This is a genomic window from Chitinophaga sp. YR573 (assembly GCF_900110995.1).
GTDB lineage: Bacteria > Bacteroidota > Bacteroidia > Chitinophagales > Chitinophagaceae > Chitinophaga.
Window position 1 is genome coordinate 1,624,738 of sequence record NZ_FOJF01000002.1, and the last position, 16,028, is coordinate 1,640,765.

General features: G+C 43.5%; 10 protein-coding genes. 2 read left to right on the plus strand and 8 right to left on the minus strand.

The window, feature by feature from the left end; genetic code table 11:
* Positions 1–43 precede the first annotated feature (43 nt).
* Positions 44–1,045 carry a polysaccharide deacetylase family protein gene (locus BMW86_RS26215; protein WP_089785626.1) on the plus strand — a complete coding sequence of 334 codons (1,002 nt, stop codon included), beginning with the start codon at positions 44–46 and terminating at the stop codon, positions 1,043–1,045.
* A 274-nt stretch (positions 1,046–1,319) separates the two neighbouring features.
* Positions 1,320–5,747, plus strand: a complete 4,428-nt coding sequence (locus tag BMW86_RS26220; protein ID WP_089785628.1) for a PKD domain-containing protein — start codon at positions 1,320–1,322, stop codon at positions 5,745–5,747.
* Between the two features lie 60 nt (positions 5,748–5,807).
* On the opposite strand, the gene BMW86_RS26225 is transcribed toward BMW86_RS26220, so the two are convergent.
* The 8 genes from BMW86_RS26225 to BMW86_RS26260 all read right to left on the minus strand — a co-directional run bounded on the left by BMW86_RS26225 (position 5,808) and on the right by BMW86_RS26260 (position 15,987).
* Positions 5,808–7,010: an acyltransferase family protein gene (locus BMW86_RS26225; protein WP_089785631.1), complete on the minus strand. Its 1,203-nt coding sequence runs from the start codon at positions 7,008–7,010 to the stop codon at positions 5,808–5,810.
* Positions 7,011–7,032: 22 nt separating this feature from the next.
* Entirely contained in the window at positions 7,033–7,824 is a 792-nt protein-coding gene (locus BMW86_RS26230; RefSeq protein ID WP_089785633.1) for a carboxylesterase family protein, read from the minus strand.
* Between the two features lie 22 nt (positions 7,825–7,846).
* A complete protein-coding gene (locus BMW86_RS26235) occupies positions 7,847–8,551 on the minus strand; it encodes a TolC family protein (RefSeq protein WP_089785635.1) in 705 nt (234 codons plus the stop codon).
* Positions 8,552–8,586: 35 nt separating this feature from the next.
* Complete coding sequence (locus tag BMW86_RS26240) at positions 8,587–10,044, minus strand: O-antigen ligase family protein (protein WP_089785637.1); 1,458 nt, start codon at positions 10,042–10,044, stop codon at positions 8,587–8,589.
* Positions 10,045–10,159: 115 nt separating this feature from the next.
* Entirely contained in the window at positions 10,160–11,356 is a 1,197-nt protein-coding gene (locus BMW86_RS26245; protein WP_255373009.1) for a glycosyltransferase, read from the minus strand.
* Positions 11,353–12,702, minus strand: a complete 1,350-nt coding sequence (locus tag BMW86_RS26250; RefSeq protein WP_089785641.1) for a lipopolysaccharide biosynthesis protein — start codon at positions 12,700–12,702, stop codon at positions 11,353–11,355. The genes BMW86_RS26245 and BMW86_RS26250 overlap by 4 nt, the downstream gene beginning before the upstream one ends.
* A gap of 1 nt (position 12,703) precedes the next feature.
* The gene (locus tag BMW86_RS26255; protein ID WP_089785643.1) at positions 12,704–13,795 is read right to left on the minus strand and encodes an acyltransferase family protein; all 1,092 of its coding nucleotides are present in this window, start codon (positions 13,793–13,795) and stop codon (positions 12,704–12,706) included.
* Positions 13,795–15,987 carry an exopolysaccharide transport family protein gene (locus tag BMW86_RS26260; protein WP_089785645.1) on the minus strand — a complete coding sequence of 731 codons (2,193 nt, stop codon included), beginning with the start codon at positions 15,985–15,987 and terminating at the stop codon, positions 13,795–13,797. Before BMW86_RS26260 ends, BMW86_RS26255 begins: the two co-directional genes overlap by 1 nt.
* Between the last annotated feature and the right edge of the window lie 41 nt (positions 15,988–16,028).

The following is a 16,028-nucleotide window of genomic DNA, read 5'->3' on the forward strand; positions in this document are numbered from 1 at the left end:
GATTTTGTTATCTTTATCAAGACTTACCTTATCCCAAATATATATGAGTCTTGCTAAAAATGCTTTCTATAGTGCTGTGCAGCTGTTACCGATAAAAATGTTGCAAAACGGAGGTTTACTACTTCCATACCATCACCTTGTCAGCAATAAGGATGTACCTCATATCAAACATCTCTATCCTTTTAAAAACATTCGTGCTTTTGAACAGGACCTGGATTATTTACTGAAACATTTCACACCGGTTACATTACAGGACGTTATTACAGCTGTTACATCCGGACAACCTTTACCAGCAAGGTCTTTCCTGATTACATTTGATGACGGGCTGCGTGAGATTACAGAAAACATCGCGCCGTTGTTATTAAAGAAAGGTGTACCTGCTGCGTTTTTCCTGAACAGCGCTTTCCTGGATAATAAAGAATTGTTTTATAAATTTAAAGTAAGCCTGATCATTGAGGCTATACAAACAGGTAACCATAGTGCTGCTGCATTGGCCAAACTCAGTACTATACTGGGAAATCAGGAAGAACTGATTCCTGCAATAAAAAGAATCTCTTATCATAACAGGCAACTGGCAGAAGAAGTGGGAGCTGCACTGGAAATATCCTTTACGGATTATCTAAAGCAACAACGTCCGTTCATGACGCTGGATGAAGTGGGAAAGCTGGTGCAGCAAGGGTTTGCGATAGGGGGGCATAGTGTGGATCATCCGTATTACAGTCAGCTTACGCTGGAAGAGCAGCTGACCCAGACAAGAGATTCCGTCAACTTTTTAACCGAACATTTTCATATACCATATCGTGCTTTTGCATTTCCTCATACCGATGCAGGCGTAAGCCGTACTTTTTTCGAAACCATATTAGAAGGACCAGATCCTATAGACGTAATTTTTGGCACAGCAAATCACAAACGGGATATTTCACCGCGCATATTACACCGCTTCAACTGCGAGCGTCCTGCAGTATCAATTGGTGCAGCAGTTAAAGGAATATTGTTATATAACCGTTTACAGGAGCTGAGAAATAAACAAGTAATAGTAAGATAATATTCGAATTATCATTTTTTAACTGGTTGTAGTATCCAACATATTTTTGGCCAGTTCAATATATATTATTAAATTCAATAGATTATTTAATACTTTATATTTGTTTTTTTTATTAAAAAAGGAATATCTATCCTATTTTTGCCACGGACGACAAGAAGACAATAAGGACAATTAGAATTACGAAAACATTAGGTTATTGTAAAACGCTACTAAATTTTAACCAGCATTGAAAAACCAAACTATTGCCAGGCTACTTATATGTGCCGGCGTCCTAATGTGTCTGCTTTGTCCATATCGAAGCAGAGCGCAGGGAGACCAAACAAAGATTACCGTAAACTTAGCCACCGGCGTAACGACCGGTGCATGGCTACACCTACCGGATGATTACAAGACCACATCTACCAGTTACCCACTCATCATTTTTATTCATGGAGTAGGAGAAGGCGGCACAGACGTTAATGCTGTACTGGCTCATGGTGTGCCTAAGATCATTGCGAAGGGTGCGAACATGCAGTTTACTGTAGGCGGAAAATTATTTAAATTCATTACCGTTTCACCTCAAATCCCAAATGGCTGGGCCAGTGAAACTATGATCCAGAATGTACTTGATGATATTAAATCCAGGTACCGTATTGATGATTCACGTATTTATCTGACCGGACTTAGTGCCGGTGGTTATGGTGTCCTGAACTATGTAGCATCAGGCACGAACTATTCAGACAATCTCGCAGCGATTGTGCCCGTATCTACAGCTGCAATTGATGCCAGCAAAGAAGCTGGCCTTTGTGATGTAGCCAGCAGCAACCTGGCCGTATGGTCACTTTGCGGTGGCTCTGATAGTTTCATTGACAATCAGACCACTTACACTACGAAGATTAACAGCTGCAATCCTAAATACAAAGCTATTACTACTACCTATGCAGGTGGAACACATAGTGATAATGTATGGGACAAGGCATATGACGCAACGCATACTTATCAGTCTCCCAATATCTATGAATGGATGCTGCAGTACAGCAGGGCTAATGCAGGTAACACAATTCCTGCACCGATAGCCGCTGCTACTGCCAGCAACATTATACTTCCGGTAAGCAGTACTATCCTGAATGGTTCCGGTTCAAGTGCATCCGGCAGTACTATTGCCAGTTATGCATGGAGCCAGGTATCAGGCCCTTCTACGGCTACTTTCAGCAGCACTTCAGCGGCAACCGTTACTGTCAGTAAACTGATTGCAGGCACTTATGTGTTTAGCCTTACAGTGAAGAATGCGGCAGGTACCAGCGCCAGCACACAGGTGAGTGTGGTCGTATCTGCTGCTGCAGTAATAATTCCTGCTCCTGTTGCAGCGATACTCAATGCCAGCATCGCTATCAAACTGCCGGTAAGCAGTACTACACTGGACGGATCGGGTTCTACCGCATCCGGCAGCACTATCGCCAGTTACACATGGAGCCAGGTTTCCGGTCCTTCTACTGCAACATTAAGCAGCACCAGTACTGCAACTATCACTGCCAGCAATCTGGTGGCTGGTACTTATGTATTCAGTCTTACCGTAAAGAATGCGGCAGGTGGCACGAGCAGCACACAGGCTACCGTAGTAGTAAGTCCGGCAGCAACCACTACACAGCCAGCTACAGGAACCACTGCGTGTGCTTTCTGTAAGTACCTGATTAAACCGGGTGCTGATGGTGGTGCATACATTAATGGTGCAACCATGACGGTGAAACCAGGTGATACTGTTTGTATACAGGCAGGTAACTATTCTTACATGCAGTTCTATAATTTTACCGGTACAGCAGCCAAACCAATTGTATTTATCAATTGTGGCGGACAGGTAAAAATAGGGAACGGCGGTAGTTATGGTTTCATCTTCAATAACGCGAAATACTTTAAGGTGAGCGGTGCCGGTAGCAGCGACAAATATGGTTTCAGTATTAACGGTGTTAGTAAGAGACTGAATGTGGGTGTTGCTATGGGTAAAGGATGTACCGATTACGAAGCAGAAAGGATGGAAATAACAGGTAGTGAAGTGGGGATGATGGCGAAGGTAAATCCTGATTGTGAAACAGCTAACCAGTATCCGTATTTTGCTATCCGCAATGTAAAATTGCATGACCTCTATATTCATGATGTATCAGGAGAAGGTATGTATATTGGGAATACTGCTCCCAATGGTACAGAAGTGACCTGTACAGATGGTACAGTGAAGAATGTACTGCCTCCCCGCATCTATGGCCTCAGAATCTACAATGTAATTACTGCCAATACCGGATGGGATGGTATACAGGTAGCTTCTGCACCACAGGATGTAGAGATTCATGATAATAAAGTCTCCAACTATGGTACTACCAACATGGGTAGCCAGCAGGCAGGGATTATCCTGGGTGGAGAATCCAATGGTAAAGTATATAACAACACTGTCATTAAAGGTACCGGTAATGGTATCGAAGTATTCGGTACCGGCCTTTGTTACGTGTATAATAATATAGTGAGCGATGCAGGATGGGATGGCACCAGTGTCAGACAGGATGCTATATTTATCGATGACAGACCTACCAAGAATAACTATGTGCCATTGCAGGTATATGGTTTCAATAACACCGTAATTAATTCAGGAAGGGATGCTATCCGTTTCCAGAACAGCTTTGGCACAGTAGCTAAAGGCAACCTGTTTTATAATAACCTGCTGGTAACACCAGGATCATTATCATCAAGAGGCACACTTTCTTATCTGTCTTTCGATGCGGGTATGGATTATATTTCTGCAAACAACCTTAATTATGGAGATGTAGCCACCGTTAAATTTGCAGATGCTGCGGGTAAGAACTTCCACCTGGCTTTGGGATCTCCTGTAATAGACAAGGGGAAGGACCTGAGCGCTTATTTCAAATACGACATCGATAATGAAGCAAGACCACAGGGAGCAGGATATGATGTAGGTGCGGATGAATATTCTTCCGGTACCGTAACGAATGTTGCTCCGGTAGCCAGCGCAGGTACTGATATCACCATCACTTTACCTGTTGCCACCGTTACGCTGGATGGTTCCAATTCTACTGATCCTGATGGAACGATTGCTTCTTATGCCTGGACACAGGTATCCGGCCCGGTGACCGCTACTATTACAACCGTTGCTGTTGCGAAACCGGTTATTACCAAACTGGCTACTGCAGGTGCTTATGTTTTTAAGCTGACAGTTACTGATAACAAGGGGGCTACCGCTACAGACCAGGTAACTGTTACTGTAAAAGCAGCTACTGTTGTTGCCAACAAAGCGCCGGTTGCGAGTGCGGGTAGTAATATCACCATTACTTTACCCACTTCCCAGACTACTTTAAACGGTTCCGCTACAGATGCAGACGGTACCATTGCTTCATACGCCTGGACGCAATTGTCTGGCCCGGTTACGTCAACGATTACTTCTGCTACTATTGCCAAACCGACCGTGAGTAAGCTGACTACAGCAGGTACTTATGTGTTCAGACTGATCGTTGCAGATGATAAAGGCGCTAAAGATACCGCACAGGTAAGTGTGATCGTAAAAGCGGCTACTGTTGTTGCCAATAAACCTCCGGTTGCGAGTGCGGGTACTAATATCACCATCACTTTACCAACATCCCAGGCTACTTTAAACGGTTCCGCTACAGATGCAGACGGTACCATTGCTTCATACGCCTGGACGCAATCTTCCGGCCCGGTGACGTCAACGATTACTACTGCTACTATTGCCAAGCCAACCGTGAGTAAGCTGACTACAGCAGGTACTTATGTGTTCAGACTGATCGTTACAGATGATAAAGGCGCTAAAGACACTGCGCAGGTAAGCGTGATTGTAAAAGCGGCGGCCGTTTCGAGCAATAAAGCGCCGGTAGCAAATGCAGGTGCTGACGTAACCATTACCCAGCCACAGAACAATTCCGATGCAACAGGAGCTGCTTCTACTGATCCTGATGGCACTATAACAAGTTACAAATGGACACAGGTATCAGGCCCTTCTACGGCTTCGATCGTAAAACCCACTGCGGTGGCTACCGACCTGAACCAGTTAACAACCGTAGGTACGTATGTGTTCCGGTTAACGGTGACAGACAATAATGGTGCTACATCTACAGATGATAAATCGATTATTGTAAAACCAAATCCGGCCAATGTACTGGTGGCAAATGCAGGTGCTGATCAGACAATCAGTTATCCCAGTACTAACATGGTAACATTGGATGGTTCTTCTTCCTATGCTACAGGTGGATACGTATCTGCCTACAACTGGGTACTGGTGAGTGGCCCTGCCGGTTCAAATATTCTGAATCCAGCAGCACAGCAACCTGTTGTTACTTTTTCCGCAACAGGCACTTATGTGTTCCGTTTAACAGTAACAGATACGTATGGTAATACAGATACAGATGATGTTACCATCATTGTAGGCAATAAAACCGGTGTTGCCGGAGTAACAGTAAGTTTACAGGTTTATCCAAATCCTGCGACTACCACCTTGCATGTAAGACTGACGCTGGCAGAAACAAGCAGGATCATTATTAATATTTACACCAGCACCGGTACTATGAGAGGTACTTATGATCTTGGTACCGTATCAACAGTTTCCAAAGATATAGATGTAAGTAGTTTTTCTTCCGGTATCTATATTATGCAAATCTCTGACGGGAAAACAATGAACCTGTCCAGTAAATTTGTGAAGGCCAATTAATAACCTATGCTACCCGAAAGATCCGCCGGGGTTACCCCGGCTGGATCACTTTCGGAATAATCAGGAGGCTGTCCCGGGTAAACGGGGCAGCCTCTTCTCTGTGACATAGGTTTGAATGGCAGAGTACTTGGTTTTTAATTTCAGGAAGTGTTTTTCATACAGTTCGTATGACAGATATGCTACACCACAGGTAGCAATCAGGCCCGTCAACGGGTACAATATTTCATATACCGCTACATTCGGCGCATGACCAAATACCTTCATGAAAACAATCAGGAGCAACTGGCAAACGGGTGCATGAAAAAGGTAGATACCATAAGAAACCTTTCCCAATACTTTGAGCAGAGGATATTCCAGGTGCAGTATACTATTGGGGGCCACCGCCATCAGCATCAGGTAGCCGAAAAGCGCTGCGTGAATAAAGTGATCGTAATAATACTTACTGAGAATAGGTACTTTGATAACAGATAACATTACAAGAACAGTAATGATCAGCATGAACCATTGTATACCCGGCTTCAGTATGGCGTCGAATAATTTGCTGTAGGATTCCCTGTTGAACAGCATGTATGCAGCAAACATTCCCATCCCGAACAATTCCAGTTTATCAAACAGCAATACGTAGTTGATACCAAACAGCTGCAGTACTGTAAATTTAGCAGGGAAGAAATAAGGCAATACCAGGCAGAGTGTCTTACACAGGAAACCTATGCTTAACATTACCACGAATAACAGCTTCAGTCTTTTCCTGAACAATATCAGTAACAAAGGCCATATCAGGTAGAATTGTTCTTCTATACAAACAGACCATGTTATTTCAAGGATCCCTTTGTTATAAGGGAAAAATGCCAGCTGGATATTTACCGCAAATAATAAAAGGAACAGCAGGTTGGTGAGGATAGTATGACTATCACCGAGTGCGGCTATTCCCAGTTTATGCATGATAAAAGGAGAGAGTACGGTCAGTATAATACCATAGGCAAGATACAAAGGCCATATCCTCAGTATTCTCCTGATATAAAAGTTCTTAAAATTAATTCCCCCCGTTTGATCATTTTCCTTCATCAGCAGATAGCTGATCAGGAATCCGCTGAGTACAAAGAAAAGGTTCACACCTACACGACCTGCGTCTTCCAGGAAATGACTTAAGAAGCGCCAGGAAGATACACCGTCTTCAACTTTGAAATACTGCATATGATGCATGACCACCAGGAAGGCAGCCAGGAATCGTATAGCATCTAAATTTTTAAAATGTACTCTCATTGGGGGGATGTAAAAATTAATATTACTTTTTATACTGAAGCATCCATTCGTAAATGTTCATGCCATATTTCCTGTACGCCGTATCGTATTGTTCTTTCCAGCTGTGATGTGCAAAGCCATCCAGTACTGTTACTTTAGCCAGGTTAGGCTTGTAGGTATTAGTGCTGTCTTTGTAGCGTTCACAATTTTCCAGGAAATGCAGTTCTTCTGTACCCGCCAGATACCAGCAGGGGATATTGGCATCAGCCACCAGTTTGAACTGTGTAAGATTTTTATCGTCAATAGATGCAACTGACATCGGCACTGCTGCAGCGAAACGGGCAGAGAGGGCGGCGTTATCAGTGATTGCCATTACACTTGCCCAGCCACCGGCGCTATAACCTGTAAGATAGATACGGGAACGGTCTATACGGTAGCGTTTCTCCACATCATCCAGCATGCGTCTTATCTCATCCGGTTTTAATCCCCAGTTCGGAGCCTGGGGAGCCACTACTATAAACTTGTATAATTTGCCATCTGCCGGATTTACGGCTTGCATTTTCTCACCGTTGTTAATCCAGTAGGGGATACCTTCCAGTAGCAACTTTTGCAGGTTGTTACCCGATTTGCTTTTTCCGTGCAGAAAAATAATCAACGGGTAATCTTTTTTCGTTTTTGCATATTCATCGGGCAGGGCAAGTAAGGCATGTACTTTACCCCATGCCGTAACATTCACCATAATACTGTCCATATGACGTTGAGCAAATGCAGTGGAGGGAGCCTGCAGCCACCAGATAAAAAGCAGTATTAAAAAAGCACGAATTGTTTTCAACATGATAATCAATTAATCTTAATAATTACTGGGCGATAACATCCTCCAGTCTCACACCGATAATCTCTTCTATTTCCAGTTTAACATTGCTTAAATCCCTTTCCAGTGACAGTTTTTTGTTTCTGTCGTCGTTATAACGCTGAGACGTGCTGGTATACGATTCGTAAGAAATACTACCGCTTGCCAGTTTGGTTTCTGCTGTCTGAAAAGCTGTGTAATCATCTTCAGTGATCTCGTTCTGTAAAGTCAGCATTTCTTTGGTCATCAGGTAATCGTGGTATTTAGAGAGTACCATTGCTTTCACCTGACGTCTTGCTACTTCCTGTTCTGCTGTAGCGATGTCCACATTTTTACGGGCAACTTTTACATCACTGCCTTTACCTACCAGGGAACCTAATGGTACATTGATACCCACGTTCCACAGCGGATAATAGATCTGGTTACGGATATCGGTAGTGCTGCTGCTTTTGTATGTTTTCAGGGTCACCTCATTAAGGTTGGCACTTAATGTTACATAGTTGAGCCAGTTAGCGCCTGCCTTGTGTAATTCGGCTACGGTTTTATCTCTTTCGTAGTCTCTTACTTTTATGGATGGATTGTTGTATGCCAGTTGTACCAGTTTGTTTTTGATATCATCTTGTGTAGCATCTTTCACTGGCTTGGTTGTTTGTGCCTTCAGTCCTAAGGCAGCAATAATTAGCAGAGATGAGCAAATCAAGTTCTTTTTCATGTTGTTGTTGTTTTTAATCTTTTAGCAGACGTTGTTTATGAGGTTTGTTCGAAATTTTTAAGTTTTACGATGACGGCCATTGTGCCATAAAAGAAAAAGGCGCCGGGCAGCTGACCTATTGCCACCTGTGCATATTGTGCGATCATATAGGCAAACAGGCCGGCTACAATGCCCACATAGATCGTCCTTATTTCTTTGGACTTGCTGGCGTAGTAATTACGTACGCCTACCTGCAGCATGGTAAAGAACATGAACAATGTGTATGCGAGACCAATAGGGCCGGTTTCCAGCGCTGCACGCAGATAACCACTATCCGGCGGAAACCCTGCCAGGGGATGCCCCGGATTGTATTGTAATCCTAATACGCCACTGGTAGCTACACCACCACCTAACGGGTGACTGTGCATATAAGGCCGGATCATTTCACGGTTATTGTCACGTACGTTCATCGATTCATCATCAGTGAGCTGGAACGATGTACGTACACGGTTGACGGTATTATTACTGTAAAAAGGACCAAAGATCAATGCCACGAAGAACAGTATAAAACCTGCCATAAAGAGCAGTGTTTTACGGTTGGTGATGGTCATTAATGCGTAGATACAGAGTCCGGCAGGAATGATAAAGTAAGCGGTACGGGTACCGGAATATGCCATACCCAGTGTCATGAATATAATGCCGAATATAAGCAGCCAGCGCCGCTTTGGCCTTTCTTCATTCAGTGCTGCAACTATTCCGTATACGATGCTGATAGCCATCAGGATGCCATAAGCAGTAGGATCGGAGAGGAAGGAAAACTTACGGATCTCACCACCCTGGTAATAGAGTTTGTACCTGATAGGATCACTCATCACCCAGTCGTTTTCAAAACCCAGTAATCCGAACCATTGCTGAAAGCATCCGTATATTCCGGCGAGGATGGAAAGGAATAACCACAGTTTCATAAAATCCTGTACATCTTTTTTAGTGTTAAAGACGTGCAGCCCTACGAAATAGATCATGACGAAATTCAGGAATTTCCTCATGGTGAAAACCCAGCCTGCTACCGAATACATAGATGGATTGAATAGTTCAATCATCAGGAACCCGAAATTAATAATATAGACGTAGGTGATAGGACTGTTGAAGTATTGCCATAAACGTTGTTTATGGATGGTCTTCTTGTAATAAGCGCCTATAAATGTTACCGCAAGCAATACATCCACCACTACACCCGTGGGTACGTCATCATTTGTGAAGCGCTTGAAGTAGAACATGAAGAAGGAAAACACCATTGTGATAATAAATCCCATTCGTGTATTAAACAGGGCTATCAGCGTAAGGGCGGCTCCTATCAGTCCTGCAATGATGATGAATCCAAAGCGGTAATCGCCAAATCCTATTACCAGACTAAATACTACTGCAATCAGTAGCATGACAGCATATGCCAGAGGAGAGTCCAGTAATCTGGCTCCTTTAAACCACTTCGTTTTATGTGAATAAGCTATGCTCATAATATCATCTTGTTTCAGAAAAACACTACTTTCAAAAAAAGGAAGATCATGGTGAGTGCGATGAATGTCAGCACGATGATTTCCAGTATCCGGTCGTCCGAGAATCTGTTGTCTGTCATAATAATGCGTTTTGCAAATGTTTTCCCATTTCAGCTACACAATTCTCCCAGGTGTGGGATAAGGCAAATGTTACCCGTTTTACCCTGATGCTGCTTTGTGTGTCTTCCTGTAATGCAGCGGTGATCCTGCCGATGTACTCTTCACGGTTAGCGCAGAGGTATACGTAAGGCGCAAACATCTGCATGGCGGCGGTATCTGTTGCCACTACCGGTTTACCCAGTGCCAGGTATTCGTCTATTTTGCGCGGGTAGTTCCCGATGGTCATATCGTTGATCACCTGCGGATTGATGCATACGTCAAAACTGTTGATGTAGGCTGGCAGTTGTTCCGGTGGGCGATTACCCGTGAAATGGACATTTGGCAGCTGGTGTAATTTGCTTTTACGGAAGGCCTCATCTTCCGGTCCTACCAGAACAAGGTTCCAGGAGGGCATTTGCGCTGCAATATCTTCCAGCAGGGTAATATCAAGCCTTGCAGCCAGTAACGCCCCTACGTAGCCTATAATGGGCCTTTGTATAGCCTTTACATCTTCAGGTGTTCCCGGTACCGGTGCTTTTAGCCAGTCGAAGTCACAACCCTGTCCTATATCAAAAGACAGTTCGTTATGCTCCTGTGCGTATTGTGCCAGGTAAGCCGAGTTAGCTGTTACGATGGTAGACTTCTTCATCAGTGCTGCTTCCAGCCGGGCCCCATGCTTTTTGAAATAGGGCTGACTGGTAAGTTTATCTCTGATGTAATAGATGGTTTCCTGTACACCATCCAGTAACTCCGGAAAATACACTGCACGGAAAAAGTCGTTATCAATGAAAAGAAGGGTGTCTTTAAATCCCAGTCTTTTTGTTGCCTGGTTGATTTCTTTAGCCAGTCGTTTATTGTTGATATAATTAAAGCGGTCGAATATACCCGGGAAAGGGATCCAGTTGATGGATTCGAGAACGGTCCTCGGGTCCAGTGTCCACAAAGTATCATTCACCGGGTTGATGTCGTTGGCTTTACCATGCAGGCTGTTGAGACGGGTCTGCACCATTTCATCTTTTGGTGTGCGTAGTGCAGAGATCCTGTCGAGCGCACGGTTTACATACAACACACGGTTGTGACGTGACATTTCCAGTGCCATGTTCTTACAGTTGCTGCCGATTTTTATATCCCAGGCCTGTAAGCCTACTACAATAATGTCCCTGTTCCTGATCATCGTGTTTTCCATTTTAAGAAGTAACGTTGCTGAACAACAGATAACATTTCAGGATAGAACTGCAGGCAGTATTTGAATACGTTCAGCAGGTTTACATTCAACTTACGGTAAAGGATCACCTGTGTGATGATGAAACAGATACTGTAGGAAGTCATGGTGCCATAAGCCGCGCCCATTAATCCCATCTGACGGGTAAAATACATGCAGATGAAGATGTTGCAGGCAGCTACTATTGTATTGACAAGAAAGTTTGTTTTAGGTGCACCGATAGAATCCATGATAGTTCCGAACTGTTTGATAAAGGGAAGGAACAGACCATAGAAAATTGTTACCTGCAGGATAGGTACTGCATCCAGGTATTTATGTCCGGCGATGATCGTTATAATCAGTTTGGGCAGGAGCATAATCACGAGACTGGCAGGTATGGCAATACCCAGTATGGAGCCTACTGCTTTTTCGTAGTAGTACTTTACCATCTCCATGTTACCGTCTTCCATCATCTTCGCTGTCTTGGGGAAAAGGATATCTCCCAGTACCTGTGAAGGCACATCCACCAGGTTGGAGATGCGCAGGCAAACACCATACAATGCTACGGCGGAAGTAGACAGGTAAGATGAAATGATAAACTGGTCTGTATTGCGGAAAATGGAAGAGCTGATGTTTGTACCGAATACGAACTTTCCAAAGTGCCATAGTTTTCCTAACCATGCTTTGTTGAGTTTCATATTACGATAGAGGAACTTCCTTGCAAAGAAGGCAGATACCAGTGTGCCGCATAAAAGTCCTGCATCAAAATAACAGATCAGGTAAGTGAGTGAAATGTTACCTATGAACAGGAGATGGAATACAATGAGCAGGAAAGAGATTCCCTGTCTGCTCAGGTAACCCCAGAAGATACCTCTGAAGTCCGCATTCGCGTTCTGTGTCCATTCAAAGTGTGAGAATGGAATGAGCAACAGTAAACCTGGCAGGAAGAGATACATCACCATGGCAAGCGAAGGCGCTTTCAGTAAGATACTTACCGGATGCATAAATACAGCTATCAGCAATCCTATCAGCAGGGTGATGCTGATATTGAGGTAGAGAGCCGCAGATTGTATATGTGGATGTTCCTCTGCCTGATGGCCATTGATATATTTAATCACTGCATTTTTGATCAGTGATTGTCTGACGATTTCGATGATACCCGTGTATACAAGAAACAGATTCCAGACACCCATGTCGGATTTAGTCAGTGAGCGGGTTAATACCAGCACGCTTCCTATACCGAACAGTAGTACTGCGATTTTCTGTAATCCGCTGTATATGCCGGATTTCAGCCAGTAGGTGTATTTTGGGTCACTCATTTTAGTTGGTTCGTACTGTTTTTAATTGCACAGGCCTTTCCAGGCTATACAGCCACCATGCGCCGATGCGCATTGCAAACTTGTATAGCAGTATAGGGATCACTACGGCAAAACACAGGCAGATCAGCAATAATGCCGGTAACCAGGTAAGGCCAAAGACTTTCACAAGTACCATGCGTACCGCAGATGCTACCAGCACATGTGATACATAGATGTACAATGAATGAAAACCAGCAACGCGTAACAGTTTAAAGCTGTCGTAACGTTGCAGGATAAATGAAATATTGATCATGAATGCACATCCCACCAGAGCGATTACTGCAAACAGTAAGGGCTGGTGTTGTTCTACAAACAGGTTATCCTTCATGGCCAGGTTGCTGTACAGGAAGTAATATTGTCCGATTACAAAGAAGGGCAGGAGACAGGCGAATAATTTCCAGGAGCTGTATACCGGGTATTTACTGCTGTCCAGGATCTTATCTGCTACCAGCTCTCCGATAGCGAAGAAGAGGTAGAAGTGACAGATGTCATAGAGAAAACCCAGGTCTATCTGCTTAACGGAAACATAATCGGAGAATATGTACAGTATAAAACCTATGATCAGTTGATGCCAAACTTTGAAGTGCAGTTTTTCCCTTGTAAGTATATAGATCACTGTTACATTAAACAGTGCGTACAGGTACCAGAACTGATCAATCATCCTTGGATATAATATCACATATCCGTAATCTATCCAGCTGCGGTTGGCATTTACATATTTCCCCAACAGCAATTGCAGTGTGATCTGTATAACAGACCATAGCAGGTATGGGTATAAAAGGATACTCACCTTATTGATGATTAAACTTTTCACTCCCCTTTTAGCCAGGCTTTTTGCGATGAATACACCAGACAGAATGAAGAACAGCGGCATCCTGAAACTGTAAAAGATAATGTTCGCATGCTCCAGCCAGCTATACTGAGCCGCTTCTACACCAGAGCGGGATATACCTTCAAAGATATGACGGTATAGTACCAGTATAATGGCAATGCCCCTTGCATAGTCTATCCATGCAAGGCGATTACCTTTAAGATTTGGAAGCGCGGCGCTCATTATATATCGATGTTTTCTGGTTCAACAAAATTGAGGATAGCGCCACCTAATTTCTCATTGAGGTTTTGCAGGAAGATAATAGTTTCCTTATCTGTTTGTTTCACACTGGACCTGGCAGAAATAACAGCGATAATAATTTCTGCATATTTCATCAGTTCCTTACTATCTGAACGATCATTCAACGCAGCACCTTCCATCAGGATATAATCATACTGATGAGTGAGTGTTTTCAGGTATTCCAGCATGTTGCCCGGCTTCAGTATTTCTGAAGGGGTGTATTCTCCGCCTTCGCATCCAATTACAAACACACCAGGCAATGGTGATTCAGTTACCAGTTGTTTGATTGAGTCTGCATGGAAATCTTCTACAGAAGAACTGAATGATTCCAGTACGGGTTGTGCACCGAAATCGCGGGTCAGTGAATTATTTGGAAACTGCGTATCGATAATGAGTACGCTCTTTTTACTGAGGCTTAAACTGTAAGCCAGGGCTTTGATGATAGTAGATTTCCCTTCGCGTGGTTTGGCGCTGGTGAAAAGGAAAATCTTCTTGCCACTGTCTTCCATTTCAAAGCGCAGTTTTCTGAGCAGTTCACGGAATATCGCAGTATTATGTTTTTTCAGATGTGGATCGGTGAAGATCTGTTCCAGCGGAATATGTTTAAAGTGGATGCGATTCACTACACCAAGGAGTTTCAGTTCCAGTACTTTCATGAACTGAGTAGGTGTTTTGATAGAAAGGTCCACATACTCCAGGAAGATGATGGCGATACAACAGAAAACCAGCATGGACATACCTGCCAATGCGATGATGATGAGTCGTTTTGATGGCTCCGGTTCTACGGCAGGCTGACCAAACAGGATCTGATGGAAGTTATCCATTGGTGCGACCTTGTTATTTACAGCGGCATCGTAACGGGATTTGATGCTTTCATATTCCTGTTGTGCCAGTTCCACTTCTTTCTGTAAGGCGAGGTTGTTGGCGCCACGGGAAGCGGCAGCACCCATGCTGCTGTTCAGCTGGCGGATCTTCTGTTCGTAGGCCTCTATATTCTGTGCGCTGCTTTTTACCTGTAGTTCCAGGTCGCTTTTCTTCTGCTGTAAATCAGCCAGTGTGTTACCACCTGTAGCCGTAGTGGGCGCAGCAGAAGCCATTGCAGTGAGCTTTGTTTTATAATCGTTTTTCAGTGTCTGGTACTTAGCGTACAGCGTTGCATCATTACCGCCCTTGTTTACATAATCGGAATAGGCTTCATTCATCTGCGTACGCAGGGTAGTCAGTTCCGTATTCATCGCAGAGGTAGAGGAAGAGGTCTGACTGTTACTCTTACTCATTTCCGACAATCTCGTATTGATCTGCTGTAAAGTAAGCAGTGCACTATTGTTTAAGCTCTTTTCATCTGCCAGCCTGTTCTCAAAGTTACTGATCTGTTCCAGTTTGCTGGAGCTTTCTACGGATACATCGAGGGTACCCATTACTTTAATATTGGCAATCTTGGCATCCAGTTCATCTCTTTTCTGATCTACTAGTTTCTTCAGCGTTTCAATGTTCTGAACGGTTAGCTGGTTTCTGCTGGACTCATAGTTACGCAGGTATTCTGTACATACCTGGTTTACGATATAGGCAGACAGTTCCGGATTGATAGAACGGTATTGAATATCGATAAAGTCCGTACGCTGCACACGGCCTGCATATAATACATAACGCAGTGTTTCCAGATCATACCTGTAGATCTTCAGCAATTCCTGGATCTTTCTTTCTTCCGGGTCGTAAGAGCTAAGCAGTTGTTCTTCGTTGTACTTTTTATTGAGAATGGTAATGGCCTTTGCTCTGTCGAGCTGACGGTAGATGTTATTCTTTTTGTCTTCCACGCTTAGTACACGAAACGCTTTATCCGGATTTTCCAGATCGTGCAGCATCAGGTTATAAGAGGTCATCCCTAAAACACGGGGTGATTTCAGTGCTTCGATCACGTTATTGAATTTCACATCTATCTCATAGATATTGAAACTTTCTTCTTTTAGTTTCACCTGATCACTCATGGTAAAACCGGTAGCAATTTGTGCAACAGATTTGTATAATTTCTCTTGTTCAAGGGTTAACAAAAATGCCGCCAGTACAGCCATTAGTGTACTAATAATAATAAACCATTTTCTTCGCATTAATGATTTAAACAAATAAATCAAGTCCATATTGACGGTTACTTTAAAGTGTAAAATAATCTAATCTGAAA